Here is a 21,760-nt window from a genome sequence, read left to right as displayed (position 1 = left end):
AAAATGGTTGAACAAAGTAACTTACAAGAGTTGAAAAATTCATTATCTATAAAAGAGGAAAAAATCGGTTTAAAACATACAATTAATCGAAAAGCTAAGCTGTTTCCTTTTGTAACAAGAGGAACAGAAAGGCCAAAGTTTAGAAGAGGTTTTGAAGGAGTATTGGGAGAGTTTACGCGCAATATATGTGAAAATACTTTTGAAGGAAGCTTGGAAATAGATGATTTAATCGATGAAATAAGCAACATGGTGAATGTAAATAAAGAAGATCAAGCATATCTCGTCCAAATTTTAAATATGGTCTTGCAGCATAAGAATGGAAAGATAAAAGTGTTTCACCCTCATTTATTTCAGTATTTATCATTAAGTGATGGACCTGAAATGAAAGGTGAACAAGAGATTGGTAAGTTTTTAGCAGATGTGTTAATCGAAGATAGTACAGAATTTCAAAAAATCTTTGAAAAGCAGTTATCACATGATTTAATTTCAAAGCTTATTTTAGATAAATTAAATGGCTTAAGCCAAATAGATGTACAAAAAAAATACGGAAGTAAGCTTCCTTATTTATCTAGATACTTTCAAGATGATTTTTTATTTTTATCTAGATACGAAGATTACTTTAAAACACATTACGAATTACTCTTAAGCTATTACTATTTTATTTATATTTCTCAATTATCAATAAAGTTAGCTCAGCAAAGTAAGGCTAACTTTACCAATAACAATGAAGTATATTTTACTTTAGATTGGGAAGCTACTAGCAAAAGTAGAAAAGGCTATGGGTACGGTTATCAGTTAGTCAAGGACGCTGCCCGTAATCTATTGATTCACGTCAATACATTAGAACATTTAAACACGCTCATGGGGCTGGAAGATTCTACAGTGTACCCAGAACTATTAGATAAGCATGAGGCGTTATCAGAAGAAGAGAGTCAGAGTTTTCTAGAATTGTTAAAACAGTGGATTATAGAATATCGAGTTCACTCTTCCCTACCAGAGATAGAAATATGTAGTGAAGGTACTTATTCTTCATTGGTTGATTTACTGTATTCTAGTATTGAAGAAGCATACCAAAAGCCAAGTATGCAAGGGCCTAGAAATCGCTATTCATTATCGATTGAAGAGATTGGGAAAAAATTCTTTTTGAAAACACGAGGCTCTTTAGGCTATATGCTAAATGTTTCGCAAGACTTGTTCTTATTATTAACGGCTGTTTGTTTGAAAAATGAAAGAAAGTCTTTAAATCAATTATTTATTGATTTAGAAAATAGAGGTATGTACTTTGACCGATACTCAAAAGAAGAGGCAGTCAAACTACTAGATAAACTTAATTTATTAGATAAAAAAAGTGATAGCGGTGATGCACAATATGTTAAACCAATTTTATAAATATCTTTCAGATGAATTAATTCAATACTTAAGGAATACGCCTTTTAAACGAGGAGATCGTTTTTACTTACAATTTGATAATACGAACCAAGTTCAAGAATTTTATAAAATATTAAGTGAAAGTGACTTCGCTCAGCAATTTCAATATAAACATGAGCAAGGTTCCCTCTATAATACTTTTTCAATTAAGCTTTCAGATGGAATGAATGTTGTAGTAGCAGCTACTACGGAGAAGGTTACTCCCGATTTTCTTGTAACTCTTAGAAATCAGGTAGGAGAACAAAAAGGTGTTTGGGCTAATACAGCTTTATTAAGTATTTGTCATGAAACTTTAGATAGTATTCGGGGCGGCAGTAGTGATTTACAAAAAGAAGGAATGCCGTTTAATGTAAAAACGATTTTAATGACTTTAAAAGAAAGAATAGAATCATCTAACGAATTAAAAAAAGTAGATAAAGAAGTGTTAAGCTTTCATCTATCAAAAAAGTTAGATGAAGCTTTTGTTCATTCATCTTTATGGGATTATGAAGAAGTTCTTGGGTTTCTAAATGAAGGTCATATTCAAGTTGATGAATACGCTCGTTTGGGACTATTTTATGATGCAACATTAGATCAATATACACCAAGTCAAATAAAAAAAAGACTTGAAGAAAATTATGGCTTATTTGAAAAAGTACAACATATTCATGAATATGAAAATTTAGATAGCCAATTAGAAAGAAATTTTTCTGAAAAAGGTGTACAGGCTTTAAAGAAAGATAATTGGCAAGAAGAAGAGTACGGAAAAGTGAAGTCGTGGAACGATGAAATTAAAGTACGAACATCTTTAATGTACATAGAGTCTTCTAAAAAGCAAACTAAAGAGCACTTAACATATTGGGAAAAGCCCCATAAGGAAACAAAAGCAGGAGAGAGAAAGCGACATATCATTATTTTCAACCCTAAAAGAGAAAGCCAAGTAAATTTAACATTTGAATTTAGTGATAGATTAAAAAAAGAATATATACATAAAAAATCAGAAAAATTCTGTAGTGTATCAGGAAAGAAACTAATGGTTGCACTACCTTCTGAAGAGAATTTGACTGATTTTTATCAAATAGTATATACACACAATAATGAATCTAGATCAAAGTATGAATTCAATATTACTATCGTAGATTGTGAGCCAAGTTTTCTGCATTCTATTCAAACAATCTATGAAGTGAACGTCCGATCTCAAGCATTAATTCTAAATAAAAAAGACGAAGATATTATTTTCGGTAATGAAAGCGATGAGATAGAAGAAATATTTGTTGAAGAAGAAAATGAGCATATTCAGCCTAAAACGAATACCTTTAAGATTTCATCTAGTTCTTTAGCTTGGGAGGATGATACGCTTAAATTTTCTATTCATACTCCTACAATAAATCTTCGAATCATTGTAAAAGAAGAAGGCATGAGAGTAACGCCAATTACAGGTAACAGAGTATGGAAATTAAAAAGAGAACATCAAGCATCTTTTGAATATAATTCAGAAACAAACAAGTTAAAGCAAAGTACTCGAGAATTCTCAGCGCGCGAAGATTTTAAGGACTTTCTACTAGATGAGATTGCATGGATAGAAAAAGGTTGTCTTTATGCTAAGAGAGAAGTTACTGGGTTAGAAAAGCAAAATTTAAAACTTCAGCAAGAAGTTCTAACAGCATACGAAAATTTGCTTAGTTACTATAAGTCTAAGAAACAGCTTCCAAGTTTATCACATATGGATTCTACACTGCATTCACTATCAGTTGAGTACGTAAGAGCATTTATTAGTGCAGTTGCTGAAATACCCGAAAATACTATTTTAGCAGAAGAGCAAAAAAGTATTTTTAAGCTAGGAAGTATTTATGAACAAAATAAAATTTTGTTTACACCATTGCACCCACTAAATGTTGCATATCAACTTCAAATCCAAGACGAACTGAAAAATCAGCAAGTAGATATGCATATATTAGACAGACTACACCCTAATAATCTTTTACCTTATATCTATGGTGAAGGCTCAGAGCTGTATCGACCGATTACACAAAAAGATGCACCTGAATGGATTATTTATGAACCGTATAATCAAGTAACAATTGGTGAATCTAATGCATTTTTATCAAATGTCATAGAAGAAAAGCTTACTCAGTTTATTGAACACTTTCAATATCTATTTATCAAGCAATCGAAGTCACCAATTCAAATTAATGTAATTAACGTTAACAATGATGAAGAAGTGGTAAAAGGTTTAATTAACTTTATTAAGAAGCAGCTTGATAAAAGAGGCCCTGCTGATATTGTACCAATTGAGGTTGCATTATATATGGAGCGTAACATCATAAGCTCGTTTGAGAGATTCTCTGATTTAGAAACGGTTGAGGAGTTTGAAGAAGTATTTGGTATTTCTTTAGCAACAAAAAAGCTGGATGCATCTGATGTGTTACGTTTTATACGTGAAAATATTTTGTATTATCGTCCATTAAAGCATTCAGAGTATGGGTATGCACACATTTCATTTTATAAAATGAAATCCAATGATCTTCCAGCTCGGAATGCGATGGAGGAAATTGAATCAGGAACTTCATTGGATGGCTTATTATCTTCTTTATCATTTCTTAAAACCACTAATGATTACCGTACAGGGTTTGGTTTAAAGGGTAAAAAAGATAACCAAAATTCCTTAATGCAAGTATCAAAATATTTAAATGAATTAGCTAGTAATTTAGAAAGTGGGGGAACGAATCCTTACCGAAAGAATGAAACGATTGTCACAAGAACGGCTAATTATGACGAACAAATACTTGAGAAGCTTTATGATGCTTCTTATTGGGTAACATTTATCGAGCCAAACGTTGATTTAAATTTCTTTCAAACTGCATCAAGAAATTTATTAGTCATTCATTATAGTGATCAATATTCATCTTCTACACAATATGATGCTATAACTGTTACAGATAAGTCATCTCAATATAAATTGATTATTGAACAGTACTTAGCAGGAAAAGAGCTTTCTATTAATGATAAACAAATTGAGACAGCTATTCATAGTTTTAACAGCTTAAATGGAGAATGGCTACTTCGAATCATTGGAAGTAAAGGTCAATTTTCTCGAGAAAAGTTAAGTATTATATCAGCTATCAAGTATATAATTAGTACACTCGATCACGAAAAAATCCTTTGGATTCCAATCTCTCTAGAAGAAATATTGCGAATAGCAGGGGTTGTTAAACTAACCAAAAGTGAAGGTGTCTTTTCTGCTAAAAACTTAAATGTTAAAGGAATGCATAGTGATGACTTATTGTTAATTGGAATAGAAACTGATAATAATGAAATATATGTTCACTATTATCCAGTTGAAGTAAAGATTGGTTATAATCAAGATTCAACTATTGCTAAAGCTAAAGAACAAATCAATAAAACACATAAACTCTTTAGTACGCAGCTTTCAAAAGTAGATGAAGATGGTGAATTTCTATTTAAAAACAAGTTTTTTAGAAACTTCTTTGTGCAATTATTAATTGCAAATGCTCAAAAATTTATTTCAAGCAAGATTTGGCCAGAGAAAAACTATGAAAAAGTAGAAGAGTTAAAAGAAAGACTTTTAAATGATAAATATGAATTTAGCAATGAAATTAACCATTGGATTGGTAAAGGTGCTGTATTGTCATTTAAAAAAGAGCAAACATGGAGATCTGTTAAGCTTGAAGAAGATATTTTACTTGTTGATCTCACTGAAGAAGATGGTTACCAAGGAGTAATGACAGAGATTCAAATATTAAAAGAAAATATTATAAATGGAAAAACAGACATTAGAGTGGAGAATTTACTAGCTTATAATTATAAGGCTTCTAAATCTGTTGTTAACTTTGAATACTCTAGTAATGTTAAACCACACATAATTGTAGCAGAAAAGAATGAATCAACAATAGCTGATAATAAAAGAGCTGTTTCTGTAATAGAGGATATAGATACTGAGGCGAAAATGGAAACGATTAATAGTGTTACAGAAACTAATAATAATCAAGTAGAAGATTTAACACCGGCTGTAAATGTACAAAAAGAGTTAAAAGATATTCGAGTTTTGCTAGGAACTGTTGAAGGTTCGACTAAAGATGTTTATTGGGAATACGGCCACACTGAATTAGCTAACCGTCATATTTTAATTTCAGGGAAATCTGGACAAGGAAAAAGTTATTTTATACAGTGTTTATTGCTAGAGCTCGCTCAGAGTGGTATTTCTAATATCATTTTTGATTACACAGATGGATTCAAAAACTCTAAGCTTGAACCAGAGTTTAAAGAAAAGTTAGGGGACAAACTAAAGCAGTTCTTCGTAGTTAGAGACGGCTTTCCAATTAATCCTTTTAAGCGTAATCAAAAAGAGTTAGATGAAGATCTTTATATTGATGAAGATAATACAGATATAGCAGAAAGAATTAAAGCGGTATTTTCATCTATTTATAGAGACTTAGGAATTCAGCAACAAAATGCCATTTATGAAGCTGTATTAAGTGGTTTAGATAAGTACCAAGACGAGATGAACCTAGAACGATTAATAACGGAACTAGAAGAAGACGGGTCAGGTCCTGCTAAAACTGCACGCTCTCAAATTAAACCTTTAATTGACAAAAATCCTTTTAATAGTAAGGAAACTTATAATTGGAGTGAGCTATTAGGTGATAAAGGGAAGGTATTTATTGTTCAATTAACAGGTTATAACAGAGAGGTACAAATGATGATTACAGAATTTATTCTATGGGATATGTGGAATCATCAACTAAATCATGGCGATAAAAGTAGACCATTACCTGTTATTTTAGACGAAGCTCAAAATTTAGATCATCGTGAATATTCGCCAAGTGCTAAAATATTAACAGAAGGGCGAAAGTTTGGTTGGTCTGGATGGTATGCTACCCAATCTCTAAGAGGTCAATTTAGTACAGACGAAATTTCAAGGTTGCAAAATGCAAGTCAAAAAATCTATTTTATGCCACCAGAAAACGAAATTAGTGCAATTGCATCAAATCTTTCTCAAGATAGTGCAGTTCGCAAAGAGTGGGAAAAGAAACTAGCCACCTTAAAAAAGGGGCAGTGTGTTGTATCCGGTCCTATGTTACAACCGGATGGCACGTTAAAACAAGCGCAGCCTGTAGTAATTAATATAAGTAGTTTAAACAGTAGGTTGAATTAATAAAAAGTAGCGGTGTATGAGCCGCTACTTTTTTAATATAAATCTTTAAGCAGAGAAGCAATATAAGTATCATTTAACCAATAGCATTGTTTTGTAATTTTTTGACCGTCCGGTAATGTTACTTTATCATTGCCATTTTGAGCTTTAGGGCGAATATGGCTTACACCGTTAAAGTCTTTTTTAGGGAAGTTATTATGTATTCTAGATGATTTACCGTAAGGCTTTTCTTGAATAACAACACCGTTTTGAAGAATGGTATTTACTTCTTGCCATAACTGTTTCATCTTAGTTTCAATTGTATTAACAGGCATATTCCAAAGTTTAATACCTTTAAAGTATGCTTCACGGTTTGGATTATCTTTTTCAGTTTCTTTATATTGAAATACAACGAATAAAAACTTCGTATCGTAGAAAGTCTGTCGAAGCTCACTTTCCTCCCAACTTTCTGTAGCCCAAGCATTGAAGTCTATATTTTTAAAAGACATACTTTCTTTAGGAACGCCAGTAGGTTTTAGTCTAACTGTTTTAAACTGAATATTTGCTTTTGAGAACTCTTCAACTCCATCTAATTTTGTTCCTTTAATACCCAGTAATGCACTAATGACTTGAGGGATAAAACTTTTAGCTCGAGGATTACAATTAACATTCAAACGTGCAGCTATTTCCTTGGGTGTTAGTCCCTTGTATGGTGCAAACCTATCAGCTAAAATTTCTTCTAATGATTTCTTTTTTAACTCGTTAGCCGAGGTAAAACTAACTAATTGATCGTTATGTAAATATTTTCTTACTAGAGCAGTCATATAAGATTGTTTTAAAGAAAAAGCTCGTTGCATAGCACGTAGAGAAGAGTTAGGTTGTTCCCGCAAAGAATTTTTATTAGCTCCTTTAGAGCAAGCACCGAGATAATTTGTATCTCCTTCAGATAGTTCATGAGCTTTTCCTGCCTTAACTTTATTAACTATCGTGTGCCAATCTTGTTTAATAATTTCTAAATCCGCTTCTGGAAAAGTAAATAAAATACTTTTAAACACCTTTAAATCTTCGCGTTCTATACCTGGAATCCATTCGTAAAACATTAGTAAAAGGTTTTGATTTTTTTTCCAAAAGCTTGATGTTTCAAACGTGTACTTAACTTCTTCCAAGTAATTAATAATATTAAGTACCAATCTTTCTTTTGCAGAGAATGTTTTATTTTTGTTTTTCTTAAAAGGGGTCACTTTAAGTTCTAAGTTTAAATGTTCAAAGTCTGGTCGAGCATCGGAATTAATCTTATAGCCAAATAGGCTCTCTTCAATAACTTGACCAAAGCTCCCCTTAGAATTTTTGTTAGAGAGTCGATTATAAGAGTCTATCTCTTTAAATGTTTTTCCTTCAGCTTCTTTTGCTTTCAACATTACTTCATCAGTTGTTAGATATTCCATTACTTAACTCCTTATATTATTTATGTTTTTACAATTAAAGGATATAGTGTAATTATAATATATCAAGGTATATATTGCTAGAATTGGTGAATAATATAAGAAAAAGGCTTCTACATTACCCGTAGAAGCCTTTTTCTTATAACATTGTTGGTTGTTCAAAACCTTGTTCGTGAAATTTTTCCATATCTAGATTGTAAACCTCTTTAATTCTTTCACCCATTAATGCTACTAGTCCTACAACTAAAGCATTTCCCATACAAAAATATCGAGTTCTTAAAGGCATCCCTGTTTCAGTCCACTTTGCAGGAAAGTCATTTAATCGTTCGCACTCTTCTGGCGATAAATAACGAAGGCGTTTAGTATAAGGATCTTGAATAACGTGTGAACTGCGGTTAGAAGTACCTTCACTAGTTAGCATTGTTCTTCCTGGCAGCGTAAGGGGGTCTGGAAAGGACATTCCACCTTCTGAATAAGTATATTTATGGCCTGTTTGTGCAATTCTCTCAATTTTTTTCGGACCTTTAAGGTATTTTAATTCTTCTAGTTCAGTGCGTCCTTTTTTATTAATCTTCGATTCATCAAGGTAAAATCTCTCATCTACTGGACCAAGTTCTTGATAAATTTCTTCAACTACTTCACCCAAAGTTTTTGACGATTTTGTCAGAGGAATTAGTTCAGCTGTATAAACTTTACCATCACGCATAATACCTGCATTTCGATAATTTTCGCTAAACTCATCCGAGACATCGACGATATCACGTGGTAACGTAACAAATTTATCTTTATGTTTTAGTGAAGGTTCTTTCTCAACTTTAAATGAAGGAGCAAAGAACCCCTTTTTATGAAGAATATCTTTTTCATCTAATTTAGCTTGCTGTGTAGCAAATTCAGTTTCAACTGTGTAAGCAAAGATAAAAACTCTGCGTCTACGCTGAGCAAAACCATAATCAGCTGCATTAATTACACGCCACTCAACGTAATAGCCAGCATCACGAAATGCTGTTAGCATTATAGAGAAGTCTCTTCCACGTTGTTTAGAGGGTGATTTTAACAATCTATCTACATTTTCTAAAAGAACGTATTTTGGCTTTTTATATTGGATGATGTTCATGATTTCCCAGAACAAAACCCCTTTTTTACCTTGAATACCTTTTTCACCAGATAAGGAACGTGCAACCGAATAGTCTTGACAAGGGAAACCACCAACTAGTAAATCGTGATCTGTGATGTCTTTCCATACTTGCGCGATGTCCTCATTTACATGAGATGAGTCATCTCCAAAGTTTTCTATATAGCAGTTAAACGCATGCTGACTTTTAGTGGATGGCTCCCATTGATTCATCCAACTAACATCAAAACCTCCTGCGTTTTCTAAGCCTAAACGAAATCCGCCAACACCGGCAAACAGTTCAGCTACTTTAATATCTTTCATTACCAAATAAGAACATCCTTTCGGTTTAGAATAAAACTTAACTTCTATTATAATAAAAATTGCTAGAAAGATCAATAGGAAAGAACCAATAGTATTAATTTTTTAATTATATAATATGGAAGAGAAAAGGAAATTAACTCAACTCAAGCTAATTTGAATTATTCTGTTAACCCTTTCCCAACCAATTCCCCATAATGCCCAACCTCAACCCCGTCAATTTCTCTCGCAACCACCGCAGCATCCGCCATCGACAGCTGCGCAGCATAAATTACGTGGTCTGGATACGCTTTTGTTAGCGCCGCTAAACCTTGAGACACAGCATCTAGATACTCTCGTTTTTTCCCGTTCATAATCAGATGAAAAGTATTAGGAAGTAGATGAGACTTAGCTTCTATAGAAGAGTCAAATTTAGCTAATGCTTGCATGGTACCGTCAACTGTTTGAGGATTAGTAAAGGCAAGAATAACAGGCTTTTTTTCAGCTTTTAGCTGTGAAAATAATAGTTCGTCAATTTTAATAATGGGAACTGAGAAATCCATTAGCGGTAGGTGGGCTGTGAAAAAGGTGCATGTGACTAAAATAGCATCCACGTGACAAGAAGAAATCCATCTCATTGTATTGGCGAGCTTACTTTGAATAAATTCTGGTTTAAAGTGAGCATCAGCTTTTTGTCGGTCGAATCCGGGTTCGACGAAATGAATGAGTTCAGCTTGATGGGAGCTAAGCATTTTTTCAATGACTTCGATGTTTGAGTGGTGTGCATGTAAGCAAGCGATTGTTTTGGGCATGGTATCAGTTCCTTTTTTCATTTACCCCATCATATCATGGATAAAAAAGGGCAGCTGCCTATTTACATGAAAAGACAAATATAATATGATAATAGCAACAATGAAAACGTCAATGAGACGAAGTCAAAACTAGACGAGGTGCTTTTATGAGCGGGGTAGTATCGAAATAGGATTAATTTAGCTAAATGAATACACTAGACGAAGGTGCGTTTTTAAAAGAAAAATGTGTAACCTTTAGTTTGTGTTGAATTCATTTAGACGCCTATGAAGATACCTACACCCCATACAAAGCGTATCCACCGCAAGCAATTGCGTTTGTTTGGTGATACATTTATGCCTTGTATACGTGCGAAAGCTGTGGGATCTAACTGATTCTGCAGCTTTTTTGTTTGTTTTTAGTATTATATGTTGCTCATTGGCTTCTCATTGAGTAGGTATCTTCATTATGAACACCATCATAGTGAGGAGTAAAAAAGATGAATGAAATGACATTTGAAACATTGCAATATCGTGAGTTAAAGGAACTTGTGAAATCTTATTGCGTTAGCGATTTAGGAAAGGATTTGCTTAATCGCTTACAGCCAAGCGCATCTCTTAACGTTGTCAAAACGCGCCTGCGCGAAACGACAGAAGCAAGAAGATTATTAGATGCAGAAAGCCACGTACCTTTAATGGGAATCTCAGCAATTAAGCATATTATGACAAAAGCTGAAAAAGGCATGCTTTTAGAAGCGAGTGATTTACTTGAGGTGTCTGACTTTTTACGAGGGTGTCGCCGAGTGAAGACGTTTATGCTTGAAAAAGAATTCTTTGCCCCGATGCTGTCGTCGTATGGGAAGTCCATGACGGAGTTTCGGACTATTGAAGAAGAAATTAACGCAGCGATTAAAGGCAATCGAGTGGATTCAGAAGCGAGTAAAGAGTTAAAGCGCATTCGTCGCCATATTGAATCAACAGAAGCAACCATTCAAGAACGCTTAGCGAAATTTTTGCGAAGCGGTGCGAACAAAGACTATATCCAAGAATTTTTTGTGAGTAAAAAAGATGATCGCTACACAATTCCTATAAAAGCTTCTTATAAAAAGCACGTGCAGGGAACAATTATTGAAGTCTCATCAAAAGGAACAACGGTGTTTATGGAGCCAACCGTCGTTGCAAAATTAAACAACGAGCTTGCGACGTTAAAGGTAGAGGAATCTGTAGAAGAGTACCAAGTGCTTGCGACGCTCTCAGGCCTGGTAATGGAACAGCTTCCTGCCATTAAAATCAACGTTGAGCTTATTGCGCAGTATGACATGGTATTCGCCAAAGGAAAGTATAGCCGCAGCATCAGCGGGATTGAGCCTGGATTAAATGATCATGGTTATATCAGCATAGTAGATGGAAAACATCCGCTTTTAAAAGGAAATGTTGTACCTTTGAACTTTACAATAGGTGAAGAATATCGAGGGCTCATTATTACAGGACCAAACGCCGGTGGGAAGACCGTTGTATTAAAAACGATTGGACTGCTTACGCTTGCTGCGATGTCAGGATTTCATATTGCGGTGGGAGAAGGAACAGAAGTTTCTTTATTTGAACGAATTTTTGTCGATATCGGTGACCACCAAAGTATTGAAAACGCGCTAAGTACATTTTCATCTCATATGAAAAACATGGCGGACATTTTAGCAAGTGCAAATCACCGGACGCTGCTTTTATTTGATGAAATTGGGAGCGGTACAGAACCAAACGAAGGTGCAGCTCTTGCCATTTCAATCATTGAAGAGTTTTACCATAAAGGATGCATGACCGTTGCAACGACGCACTACGGAGAGATTAAGCGATTCTCTGAAATGCATCCTGACTTTATGAACGCGGCCATGAAGTTTAACAGCGAAACGTTAGAGCCACTTTATCAGCTAGTCATTGGAGCGTCAGGTGAAAGCAATGCGCTTTGGATTTCGAAAAAAATGAATGTGAGTGACGCGGTTATTGAGCGAGCAAAAGCGTACATGGCACATAAAGAATACAACTTCACGCTTGTCGATGAAAACAAGAAACGAAAGCCAAAAGTAGTGGAACAACAGCAAGAAAAGCTGTATGACTATGAAATAGGTGATAAAGTAACGCTGTTAGATGAGAAAGAATCTGCTCTTATTTATAAAAAAAGAGATAGCTACAATAACGTGACCGTGTTCTATAATGGAGCGTTTAAAGAAATAAACACTAAACGCATTGAGCTCGAATTGCCAGCAAGCGAATTGTATCCACCTGGTTACGACCTAAACTCACTTTTTGTTTCGCATCAAGAGCGAAAGATGCAGCACGACTTTGAGCGTGGTTCGAAAAAGGCATTAAAGAAAGTTGAAAAGGAGATGCGAAAGCAAAAAGGAGAGAATTTTAACGATTAACCGCTGCGTCCAAATGCTTTAGAGCATGTAAGCGGAGTGGTGGAGTGTTCATAGGGAGTTAATCTCCCAAACATACAAAATCATATCGCCATATAGAATTAACTTGTAAAAAGAGATAATTTGTACAGGGTTAAAGCAATATGTATTACTAAGGAGGTGCTTAGCATTTATAAAATTTCTATCCTTGGAAATGCATGTGCTGGAAAAACGACGCTGAGTAAAAACCTTAGTAAGAAGCTAAATATTCCATTCTATAGTATTGACGAAGAGTTAAAGACTTTAAGAACAACACCTTTTCCAACGCGACAACAAATCAGACATTTTTCTCGAGAACTAGGTAAGTTAATGGGAAAAGACAGTTGGATTATAGAGGGATGGTGCCCTCGAGCTGTTTATGAGAGACGATTTCAAGAATCAAATATAATTATTTTTTTGGACGTTCCTCTGTCTGTTTGTATGGAGAGGATGCATAGCCGTTTACTAAACGGGAGCTTAACCAATGACATAAAACGAAAGATAGTAGATCGAGCAACAGATAAAATATGTACATTTGAACAACATGTTAAACCGGTTATTTTAAATCTCATGAATAACTATAGGAAGAAAGATCAATCAAAGACTATTATTCATCTTACTGAAAACAGTAACGAGGAGGAGTTGATAAGAAGTTTAAAAGAAACATACGCATAGTTAAACGAAATGAAAACCCGCTGCCCTTTGGAGCCGGGTTTTTTCTTTTCTAACTGATTGTTGACACAAAAAAGCGGTACTTAGCATGGATGCATGTAAAACATCTTCTAATCTCTGTAAAAAAGAACCTCGCTTTGCCAAACAGAAAGAATTTAACTTAACGGACTTTGTTAATGAACCTAAAACAACCAAAGAAACCCAAAAGAAATCCACCAAAAAACGAAAAAGCTAATTATTTGTTATTTTTTGAATTGGCATAATATTTGCATTATTTATTAATGAGCGCAAATCGACGTTCTTAAATATTAAAAATGTGGGGAGTGTAAAAGAAATGAAAAAATTAGTAAAGATGGTTACAACTGTTGGTCTTTCTATAGGGTTACTAGCTGGACATGCACCTGTTGAAGCGGCGGGAAAAAATTATACGTATTATAGTTATGGAGATACAGCAAATGTTACAAAATCAACCACGTACGGAGTTAATTTAATGGGAGGATCAACAGATGTAGATGAAGCAATGCTGTGGATGGCAAAGAAAGCCAACGGTGGAGATTTTGTGGTCTTAAGAACTTCTGGTAGTGATGGATACAATCAATATTTATACGATTTAGCAGCACAAAACGGTGCTGGCCTAAACTCAGTTGAAACCATTGTATTAAATAACCGTAATGCTGCTTCTGACTCATTTGTACTTGATAAGGTATCAAAAGCAGAAGCTGTTTTCTTCGCTGGTGGCGACCAGTCTTTATATGTAAACTACATAAAGGATACGCCGCTTGAAGACACACTCAACAATTTAATTTCTATTAATAAGGTTCCAATAGGCGGTACGAGTGCTGGACTTGCCATTCAAGGGCAGTTTGTCTACGATGCTGCAAACGGTTCGGTATACTCAGATGAAGCGTTAAGTAATCCAGGTAATCGGTACATGACATTTACGCGTAATTTTTTAAGTAACCCTTATTTAACAAGCACTATCACAGATTCACACTTTGAACAGCGTGATCGTATGGGGAGATTTGTTGGCTTTATGGCCCGTAATATAATGGATGGTTGGACAACCCAAGCAAAAGGAATTGCTGTTAATGAACAAACAGCTTTATTACTGGAAGCAGATGGCTCAGCAAAAGTTGTTTCTCAGCCTGGTAGTACAAATGCGGCCGTTTATGTTGGACGTACGACAAGTGCACCAACAAGCAGTTTAAGTTCACCATTAACAATGAAAGATATTGAAATGACGAAGTTAAAAACAGGTGATACCTTCTCTTTTTCTAACTGGTCAAGTAGTAATGGCTTTCAGTACAAACTCAATGCTCAAAATGGGGTTTTGACGTCAACAACAGGAAATATTTATGGAAACTAAAACAAGGCAATTTAAAAGTAAATTCGCACCGTTTTATTAGTAAGACAAGTAAGAAGTCACAAAAGCCCGCTCAGACTAGAGATCTGAGCGGTTTTCTTATGTCGTTCTTTTCTTAAACCGATCGCCTGTATTTAAATAAATAAGTGCAAACGCAATTGATACAACAAACACTATCATGCCGATAATGAACAGCAGCTGATTTGCTAGCACGTCGCTTAATCCCAGCAACAATATTCCAAACGAAATGGCATACATGATCTTGCCCATAAATTTACATAGAGCCACCTCATCGTATTCCGCTTTTTTCTCAGCGGGTAAGGTATTATAGCCGGCGATCAAAAAACCGCCTTTTCCTTTTGAAAGAACAAATGCGAGAATAAGAAAAGGAATCAAAATGATAAAAGGAACAATCGCTTCTTCGATAAGAATTCCTCCTTTTTTAGAGCTTTATACTAGACTATACGAAGAGAGAATTGAAAGGTTTCATGTATTTGGCAAAAAAACAACTTGTCTAGGCATACAGCATGGGCTAATAGAGAAAACGCTTACATAACTATGTAGTATATCCTAAAAAAGAGAGGTGTTTGTTATGTTAGGTTTTCTTCAAAAAATCGGTAAATCGTTGATGCTTCCGATTGCAATTATGCCTGCTGCTGCGCTTTTGCTCCGGCTAGGTCAAGATGATTTCTTAGGTATACCGTTTATATCGGCAGCGGGTGACGCTGTTTTCGGGCATTTGGCTTTATTGTTTGCGATAGGAGTTGCAATTGGGTTTTCAAAAGATGGCAGCGGAGCCGCTGCGTTAGCAGGTGCTGTCGGGTACTTTGTTTTGACAGAAGGAGCAGCAGCTATTAATGAAGAGATTAATATGGGTGTTCTAGGAGGAATTGTCGCTGGGGTCATTGCCGGTCTTCTGTATAACCGCTATCATACTATTAAATTACCAGACTGGCTTGGCTTCTTTGGCGGAAAGCGCTTTGTACCAATCGTTACATCACTTGTAATGCTTGTGTTGGCTTTTGTGTTTGGATATGTTTGGATTTTTGTTCAGCACTTTATTGATAATATTGGTGAGTGGATTATTGGAGCTGGTGCAGCGGGAGTAGGAGTATTTGGGTTTTTAAACCGCATGCTCATTCCGCTTGGATTGCATCATATTTTAAATACGCTCGTTTGGTTTGAGTTTGGAGAATTTACAAACGCTGCGGGTGAAGTTATAAAAGGAGACCTCTGGCGCTTCTTGGCAAAAGATCCTTCTGCGGGAATGTTTATGACGGGCTTTTTCCCTATCATGATGTTTGGTCTTCCAGCGGCTGCGTTTGCGATGGTTGCAGCTGCGAAAAAAGAGCGTCGAAAAGCAATGATGGGCGTATTTGTAGGTTTAGCACTTACCTCGTTCTTAACAGGGATTACGGAGCCAATTGAGTTTTTATTTATGTTTTTATCACCGGTGCTATACGTGATTCACGCTATTTTAACCGGTTCTGCTATGTCGATTACGTACCTGCTTGATATTCATCACGGCTTTGGGTTTTCAGCGGGGGCCATTGACTACTTCTTAAACTTTGGGATTGCACAGAAGCCGCTGCTTTTAGCCGGTGTTGGTCTCATTTATGCGTTGCTGTATTTTATGATTTTCTACTATTTAATTATTAAGCTTGATCTAAAAACACCGGGGCGTGAAGATGAAGTAGAAGGGGAATTTGAAGAAAGCGGAGCGTTAACAGGTAGTTACGGTGACCTTGCGAAAGCTTACGCAGAAGCACTTGGCGGAAGAGGAAACTTGCTTGAAGTGGATAATTGTGTGACGCGCCTTCGTTTAAAAGTCAAAGATACGAGTATCATAAATGAAGTTGAGCTAAAAAGGTTGGGAGCGAAAGGTGTACTAAAGCTAAGTGGCCAAGACCTTCAAATAGTTGTCGGCACAGACGTTGAGTTTTTAGCCAATGAGTTGAAAAAGATGTAAAGAGAAGGAGCTACTCGTAAGGAGTAGCTCCTTTTTTTTACTATTTATGCTAAAATAGTAAAATATAACATTTCGATAAGGAGAGATGTCATGAATTCAAATCTCCAAACGTCTAAACCAGTAAAAGTCGTAGTGAAAAAGAAGCTAACGATTAGAAGTGTTCTAAATCTGTACGGAATGATTGAACAGCTAGCAGGTAAAAAGAAGATACTGGACACTCTTGATCACTTTTACCTTCATTGTGCAGAGTGAAGAAGTACAAGCTTATAAATTAATAGAGCTCTTTCTATTAAAAGAAAGAGTTTTTTTATGGATTAGCACCATTAATAGAAAGAATATTCAGATTTATATCATGTGAGTATCATACATATCTCACATCGACTACTCCTAAGAAATGGTACCATAAAGCTATCAGTAAAATGACTAATTAGGGAAAGGTTGAATGATTATGATGCTAAAGAAGTGGATTTCTAATCGTTTGAAATTTAAAGCAGTCCCACCCGTTTTAATTTTTTCATGCGTATCGCTTATTGGCTTTTCTGGAGCAAATATCTCATCAGCTGAAATGAAACACGAGACTACAATTGAAAGAAAGCTTGCTAAGCTTGAGGATACATACGACGCTAAGCTTGGTGTCTATGCGCTTGATACAGGTACGAACAAAGTAATTTCATATCGTCCTGATGAACGATTTGGATATGCTTCAACTCACAAAGCTTTAGCTGTGGGAGTATTGCTACAGCAAAAAGATATTAAAGACCTTGATAAACGAATTACATATACGCGAGATGATTTAGTGAACTATAACCCCATTACAGAAAAATATGTTGATGCAGGAATGACGCTGAAAGAGCTATCTGATGCATCGCTTCGCTATAGTGATAATACAGCAGGAAACCTTATTCTTGAAGAGATAGGTGGACCGATAGGATTTAAAAAAGCTCTTAGAGAACTAGGAGATGACGTGACAAATCCCGTGCGAATTGAGCCGGAGCTTAATGATGTACCGCCAGGCGAAATCGCTGATACGAGTACGGCGAAAGCGCTAGCTACGAGTCTTCAAGCTTTTACTTTAGGAGATGCACTTCCTGTTGAAAAACGTGAGCTTTTAATTGACTGGATGAAGCGAAATACTACAGGAGATGCATTAATTCGTTCAGGAGTACCAAAGAATTGGGAAGTAGCGGACAAAACAGGGGCAGGATTATATGGAACGCGTAATGACATTGCCGTTATTTGGCCAAAGAAAGGTGATCCTATTGTTCTTGCAGTGCTTTCAAGTCGTAATGAAAAAGATGCTTCGTATGACGACAAGCTTATTGCAGAAGCAACAAAAGAAGTAGTGAAAGCGCTGAAAGGTAAAAGCCAATAAATTTACAATTTCTAATAATCTTAAAAGAGTAAACCAAAAAGGGTTAGAGTATAAAGCTTATCAAGACCTAAGTTTAAAAAAGATAGATAAATTAAAGAAGATTACATATTTTATATGACTAATATGTAATCTTCTTTTTTTATGCCAAAATTGAGCTCATTTTTGGTATGGAATTACAAGGACACGTTAAACTAGGATTTCAGCGTTTCTGAACAAGTTTTTCATCGTAACATCATTTCAAAGTTGCAAAAATTGTTAATTATAATTAAATATATTTGGACTATTTTTATAAGAATTTAAAGATTTTAAGATATTAGTTTTAGCATAAACTGAATAGCCTATATTCCAGCGGTAGTAACTTCTTGAAATAATTGGTTTTACGAAACTCTCCATTTCAGATTTTCCAGTAATAGAAAATCCTTTTGCGAGTTTATCTTTTGTCATTTGTAAAAAGTATTTTTGTTCACTTTTTAGTTTTTTTAATAGATCTTTGGTTTTTTGAGTTGAAAATCTATTTTTTTGGAATAAAGGATAATATGTAAAATCATTTATTATATAAAAATAGCTACTGTCAATAAATCTTAAATCGTCTTTGGACTGTTGTGTTAATATACGGTCTATTTCTTTAGAAATTTTTTCAAAAATGATTTTATAACTTTTAAATAGTGTATATGGATGTTCTGAATCTAATATATAATTTGCTATTGTACAAAGTATAAAATAATTATTTTTAGAATTTTTTTGTTGTATAAAACTGCATAATAAGTTATTTGGTAACTTTATTGATAAATACTTAGCAGCAGTAATGAGTTCATAAATTTGGTCTAAAGAAAATTTATTTCTTTTTAAAAATTTTATAAGTCTATTGATATATTCAGTGTCGAATTCTTCTAAGTATTTATTTGATATATTAAAATGTTTATTAATGGCTTCTCGATAGTTAAATATTAGATTATTCATATTTTGTACTGAAAAGTGTTCAGGGCTATATGATAACACGAAAAAAGCTAAATCTAATATAAGCTGTCTATTAATACTGTTTAAATTTTGTGGAATTAATTCTGTGAATTTTTTTAATGTATAACGAGTTATAGAGACCTTTTTATTTGGATATATACTTATTAATTTAGCGAAGTTTATCATGAAAGTACTAGCTAAATTGTTTAGTTGGTCAAATTTAAAGTTTTTATTAAAATTGATAATAAATGAAGATAAGATGTTTTTCAGCTCAATTATTGAGGTGTCTTCATTAACTAATAGAGCGTGTTTTGCAATGAATTTTTCTGTATTTAATTGGAGTTTATATTGTGATAATACATTTATTATTGTATTTTTAATTAATTGTTCATTTTGTTCACTAGGATTATTGAAAAATATAGTGTAGTCGTCGATAAACCTATAAATTACATAATCTTTATTATATTTTAAGCCTTCTTCATTTAATTTCTTTGCTATTTGAAGATCTGTCCGTGTTAGTAAGATTTCTGAAATAATCCTAGAGAACTCAGGTCCAATAATTATACCGTTTGTTTCATTATAGTTAATGGTTTGACATATTTTATCGGTTATCTTTCTGAAAAAATCATAATCACCCTGTAATTCTTGTTTAGTTTTCTTAATATTATCGGTAATAGCCCATTCAAGTGAATGGGTATAAATACTTGAAAAAAAGTTCCTAATATCTAAATTCATATAGTTATCGAACCTAATTTTTGCTCTGTGGTATGAAATGGAATTCTTGAACTGTAAAATATTATTGAATTTTCTATAAGAAAAAAAACTCGTAAACTCAATTTTAAGGTCTGTTTCATTTATTTTTAAATCTGATGATTTTTCATCAAATAAAGAATTAAAAAATTTTATCTTATTTTTATAAATATCATCGTAATTAAAATTTAAGTTATTTAATTTTTGTGGAGAACGGATACTAAACGGAGAAAGTGAACAAAAATTCATGATGTTAAATTTATATGTATTAAGATAAGCCATCATTTGTACTTGTGCTATAGGGTGTGGAATAGATAAAGTGCGTTGTTCCAAACCATTAGTTTTTGGTACTTTAAAATTCAAAGGTATTGTGTAATTTTTATCTAAAGTTTTACTGTTAAAATTATCATGGTTAATAAGTTTTAAAAAACTATTAGAGAAATTCAAAGGTAATTCAACTGGTAAAACTTCTTTATAAATATATCGATTTTTTTTCACTATTTCCACCCTTTTTATGTAATATGTAGTATTATTATACATAAGGTGGGGAAAAAAGTAATCATTTGGTTACACTTTGAAAATTAATATCGATAAAGTAACACAGCTTACATAGGTTTTATTGATACATGATTTGATGAGTAACACACACATTGAGGTGATGGTAAAGTATAATCGTCACCATTATAAAGCTCCCAGTTGCTTCTATAGAACTAGTTAGCTTTGTAGATCATAATTAGGGCTCATCTGTCTTAATTATGATCCTCCACTGTAAATAAAAACGAGGTGGGAAATTGAAAATATCTCAGTATAAAAAAGTCACAGTAGGATCTAGAACTTTTTATATAGGATCAATCCATCAAAAAAAAATAGACAATGATATTCACAAATTGATAAAAAGTAGATACCAGAAAGTTAATAAAAATAGAAACTATATTATTGATAGTTTAATTAACCACATTACCTTTAATTCCAAATTACCAGAAAAATACTGTTATACAGTAATAAAAATTGATATTAAAAACTTCTTTGAAAGTATAAATACCCATAAGTTATATAAAAGAATTGTTCGTTCGAATATTTTAAATGAAGCTGCAATGGAAAAAATTAAACAAGTTGTTTTTTCAAAAAAAGTCAAAGGCCTACCGCAGGGAGTAAGCTTTTCATCATTATTAGCAGAAGTATATTTAGAAGATTTTGATTATAATTTAAAAATAGCATTTGATGAAATTTTGTTTTACTCTAGATATGTAGATGATATATTACTTATATTTAATGGGAATCATTTAAATCAAGTAGAAAATATTGTTGACTGCATTGAACACCTCTTGAAGCCATTAAATTTAACTTTAAATAGAGATAAAAAACTAGAGAAGTGTTTAATTGGTGCAGGAAATACTTTCGAATTCAGTTATCTAGGATATGAATTTTCAAACAAAATGAGTCCAAAATTATTAACTATCTCTGTTGCAGAAAATAAAATAAAAAAATATAAAGTACACATAGAAGATATTTTTAATAAATTTCATTTTAGTAACAGAAACGATAGTGATTTTTACAAATTATATTATTCTTTAAGAAATTTATTATGGATTACTATAACTAAAGACTTTATTAAAGACAAAGATTTAATATATGGTTTTTCTTATAATTATAAAAGAATAAATAGTTTTGAAGCAAAGGCGGAATTTAATGCTAAATTGAAATACCATATTCATCGTAATAATTACTTTACGAGAAAACAAAAAACACAAATTTATTCATTATTTTTTAAAGAATCCGTTAATTATAAATTTAATTATAATAAAATATCGAGAAAAAGAATGCTCTTGATGATGAATCAATTGAATATTACCCCTAAATATGCTCCTGGTAAAAATCCGAAAAATATTTGGATAGGACAAATTTTCAAAGAATTATATACATAGAAAAGATGTACTGTTCGGATTTGAACAGTACATCTTTTTGAATAGTATAGGCTATACTAAATTAGACAGATTAAATGAGAGGTTGCGTATTTATAATACAAAATAACACCTCTAAATATT

The 21,760-nt window shown here is 33.5% G+C and carries 13 protein-coding genes; 8 read left to right on the top strand and 5 right to left on the bottom strand.

The window, feature by feature from the left end:
- Window positions 1-3 precede the first annotated feature (3 nt).
- Window positions 4-1,389 carry a DNA phosphorothioation-dependent restriction protein DptG gene (gene dptG / locus EPL02_RS11415; protein ID WP_094910226.1) on the top strand — a complete coding sequence of 462 codons (1,386 nt, stop codon included), beginning with the start codon at window positions 4-6 and terminating at the stop codon, window positions 1,387-1,389.
- Complete coding sequence (gene dptH, locus EPL02_RS11410; RefSeq protein ID WP_131887771.1) at window positions 1,370-6,583, top strand: DNA phosphorothioation-dependent restriction protein DptH; 5,214 nt, start codon at window positions 1,370-1,372, stop codon at window positions 6,581-6,583. The genes dptG and dptH overlap by 20 nt, the downstream gene beginning before the upstream one ends.
- Window positions 6,584-6,615: 32 nt before the next feature.
- Here dptH and EPL02_RS11405 read toward each other — a convergent pair whose 3' ends face one another.
- The 3 genes from EPL02_RS11405 to EPL02_RS11395 form a co-directional block, all read right to left on the bottom strand.
- Window positions 6,616-8,004, bottom strand: a complete 1,389-nt coding sequence (locus EPL02_RS11405) for a Sau3AI family type II restriction endonuclease (protein WP_094910224.1) — start codon at window positions 8,002-8,004, stop codon at window positions 6,616-6,618.
- A gap of 136 nt (window positions 8,005-8,140) precedes the next feature.
- Window positions 8,141-9,436, bottom strand: a complete 1,296-nt coding sequence (gene dcm, locus EPL02_RS11400) for a DNA (cytosine-5-)-methyltransferase (RefSeq protein ID WP_094910548.1) — start codon at window positions 9,434-9,436, stop codon at window positions 8,141-8,143.
- 158 nt (window positions 9,437-9,594) lie between these two features.
- Window positions 9,595-10,224 (bottom strand): hypothetical protein, encoded by a 630-nt coding sequence (locus EPL02_RS11395; RefSeq protein ID WP_165932557.1) that lies wholly within the window; start codon window positions 10,222-10,224, stop codon window positions 9,595-9,597.
- Between the two features lie 476 nt (window positions 10,225-10,700).
- Here EPL02_RS11395 and EPL02_RS11390 point away from each other — a divergent pair, with 476 nt between their 5' ends.
- Complete coding sequence (locus EPL02_RS11390; RefSeq protein WP_131887769.1) at window positions 10,701-12,617, top strand: endonuclease MutS2; 1,917 nt, start codon at window positions 10,701-10,703, stop codon at window positions 12,615-12,617.
- A 1,021-nt stretch (window positions 12,618-13,638) separates the two neighbouring features.
- Complete coding sequence (locus EPL02_RS11385; RefSeq protein ID WP_131887768.1) at window positions 13,639-14,670, top strand: cyanophycinase; 1,032 nt, start codon at window positions 13,639-13,641, stop codon at window positions 14,668-14,670.
- A gap of 96 nt (window positions 14,671-14,766) precedes the next feature.
- Here the strand turns inward: EPL02_RS11385 and EPL02_RS11380 are convergent, their stop codons facing one another.
- A complete protein-coding gene (locus EPL02_RS11380) occupies window positions 14,767-15,063 on the bottom strand; it encodes a DUF3784 domain-containing protein (RefSeq protein ID WP_240046452.1) in 297 nt (98 codons plus the stop codon).
- 196 nt (window positions 15,064-15,259) lie between these two features.
- On the opposite strand from EPL02_RS11380, the gene nagE reads away from it, so the two are divergent.
- The 3 genes from nagE (at window position 15,260) to bla (ending at window position 18,008) form a co-directional block, all read left to right on the top strand.
- Window positions 15,260-16,636 (top strand): N-acetylglucosamine-specific PTS transporter subunit IIBC, encoded by a 1,377-nt coding sequence (nagE, locus tag EPL02_RS11375; protein WP_131887766.1) that lies wholly within the window; start codon window positions 15,260-15,262, stop codon window positions 16,634-16,636.
- A 90-nt stretch (window positions 16,637-16,726) separates the two neighbouring features.
- Window positions 16,727-16,888 (top strand): hypothetical protein, encoded by a 162-nt coding sequence (locus tag EPL02_RS20895; protein WP_165932556.1) that lies wholly within the window; start codon window positions 16,727-16,729, stop codon window positions 16,886-16,888.
- Window positions 16,889-17,078: 190 nt separating this feature from the next.
- The gene (gene bla, locus EPL02_RS11370; protein WP_205687714.1) at window positions 17,079-18,008 is read left to right on the top strand and encodes a class A beta-lactamase; all 930 of its coding nucleotides are present in this window, start codon (window positions 17,079-17,081) and stop codon (window positions 18,006-18,008) included.
- A 255-nt stretch (window positions 18,009-18,263) separates the two neighbouring features.
- Here the strand turns inward: bla and EPL02_RS11365 are convergent, their stop codons facing one another.
- On the bottom strand, window positions 18,264-20,213 hold the full coding sequence (locus EPL02_RS11365; RefSeq protein ID WP_131887765.1) for an RNA-directed DNA polymerase: 1,950 nt from the start codon (window positions 20,211-20,213) through the stop codon (window positions 18,264-18,266).
- Window positions 20,214-20,506: 293 nt separating this feature from the next.
- Here EPL02_RS11365 and EPL02_RS11360 point away from each other — a divergent pair, with 293 nt between their 5' ends.
- Window positions 20,507-21,640, top strand: coding sequence for an RNA-directed DNA polymerase (locus tag EPL02_RS11360; RefSeq protein WP_131887764.1), 1,134 nt, complete (start codon window positions 20,507-20,509; stop codon window positions 21,638-21,640).
- Window positions 21,641-21,760: the final 120 nt, after the last annotated feature.

This window comes from Bacillus sp. CBEL-1, from assembly GCF_004348885.1.
GTDB classification, from domain to species: Bacteria; Bacillota; Bacilli; order Bacillales; family Bacillaceae_H; genus Priestia; species Priestia aryabhattai_A.
Note: the sequence above shows the minus strand (reverse complement) of the source record. Positions and strands in the feature narration are given on the sequence as shown.

Coding starts and splice junctions, on each gene's coding strand:
- dptG (WP_094910226.1), top strand. CDS start 4: ATGGTTGAACAAAGTAACTTACAAGAGTTGAAAAATTCATTATCTATA.
- dptH (WP_131887771.1), top strand. CDS start 1,370: ATGTTAAACCAATTTTATAAATATCTTTCAGATGAATTAATTCAATAC.
- EPL02_RS11405 (WP_094910224.1), bottom strand. CDS start 8,004: ATGGAATATCTAACAACTGATGAAGTAATGTTGAAAGCAAAAGAAGCT.
- dcm (WP_094910548.1), bottom strand. CDS start 9,436: ATGAAAGATATTAAAGTAGCTGAACTGTTTGCCGGTGTTGGCGGATTT.
- EPL02_RS11395 (WP_165932557.1), bottom strand. CDS start 10,224: ATGCCCAAAACAATCGCTTGCTTACATGCACACCACTCAAACATCGAA.
- EPL02_RS11390 (WP_131887769.1), top strand. CDS start 10,701: ATGAATGAAATGACATTTGAAACATTGCAATATCGTGAGTTAAAGGAA.
- EPL02_RS11385 (WP_131887768.1), top strand. CDS start 13,639: ATGAAAAAATTAGTAAAGATGGTTACAACTGTTGGTCTTTCTATAGGG.
- nagE (WP_131887766.1), top strand. CDS start 15,260: ATGTTAGGTTTTCTTCAAAAAATCGGTAAATCGTTGATGCTTCCGATT.
- EPL02_RS20895 (WP_165932556.1), top strand. CDS start 16,727: ATGAATTCAAATCTCCAAACGTCTAAACCAGTAAAAGTCGTAGTGAAA.
- bla (WP_205687714.1), top strand. CDS start 17,079: ATGATTATGATGCTAAAGAAGTGGATTTCTAATCGTTTGAAATTTAAA.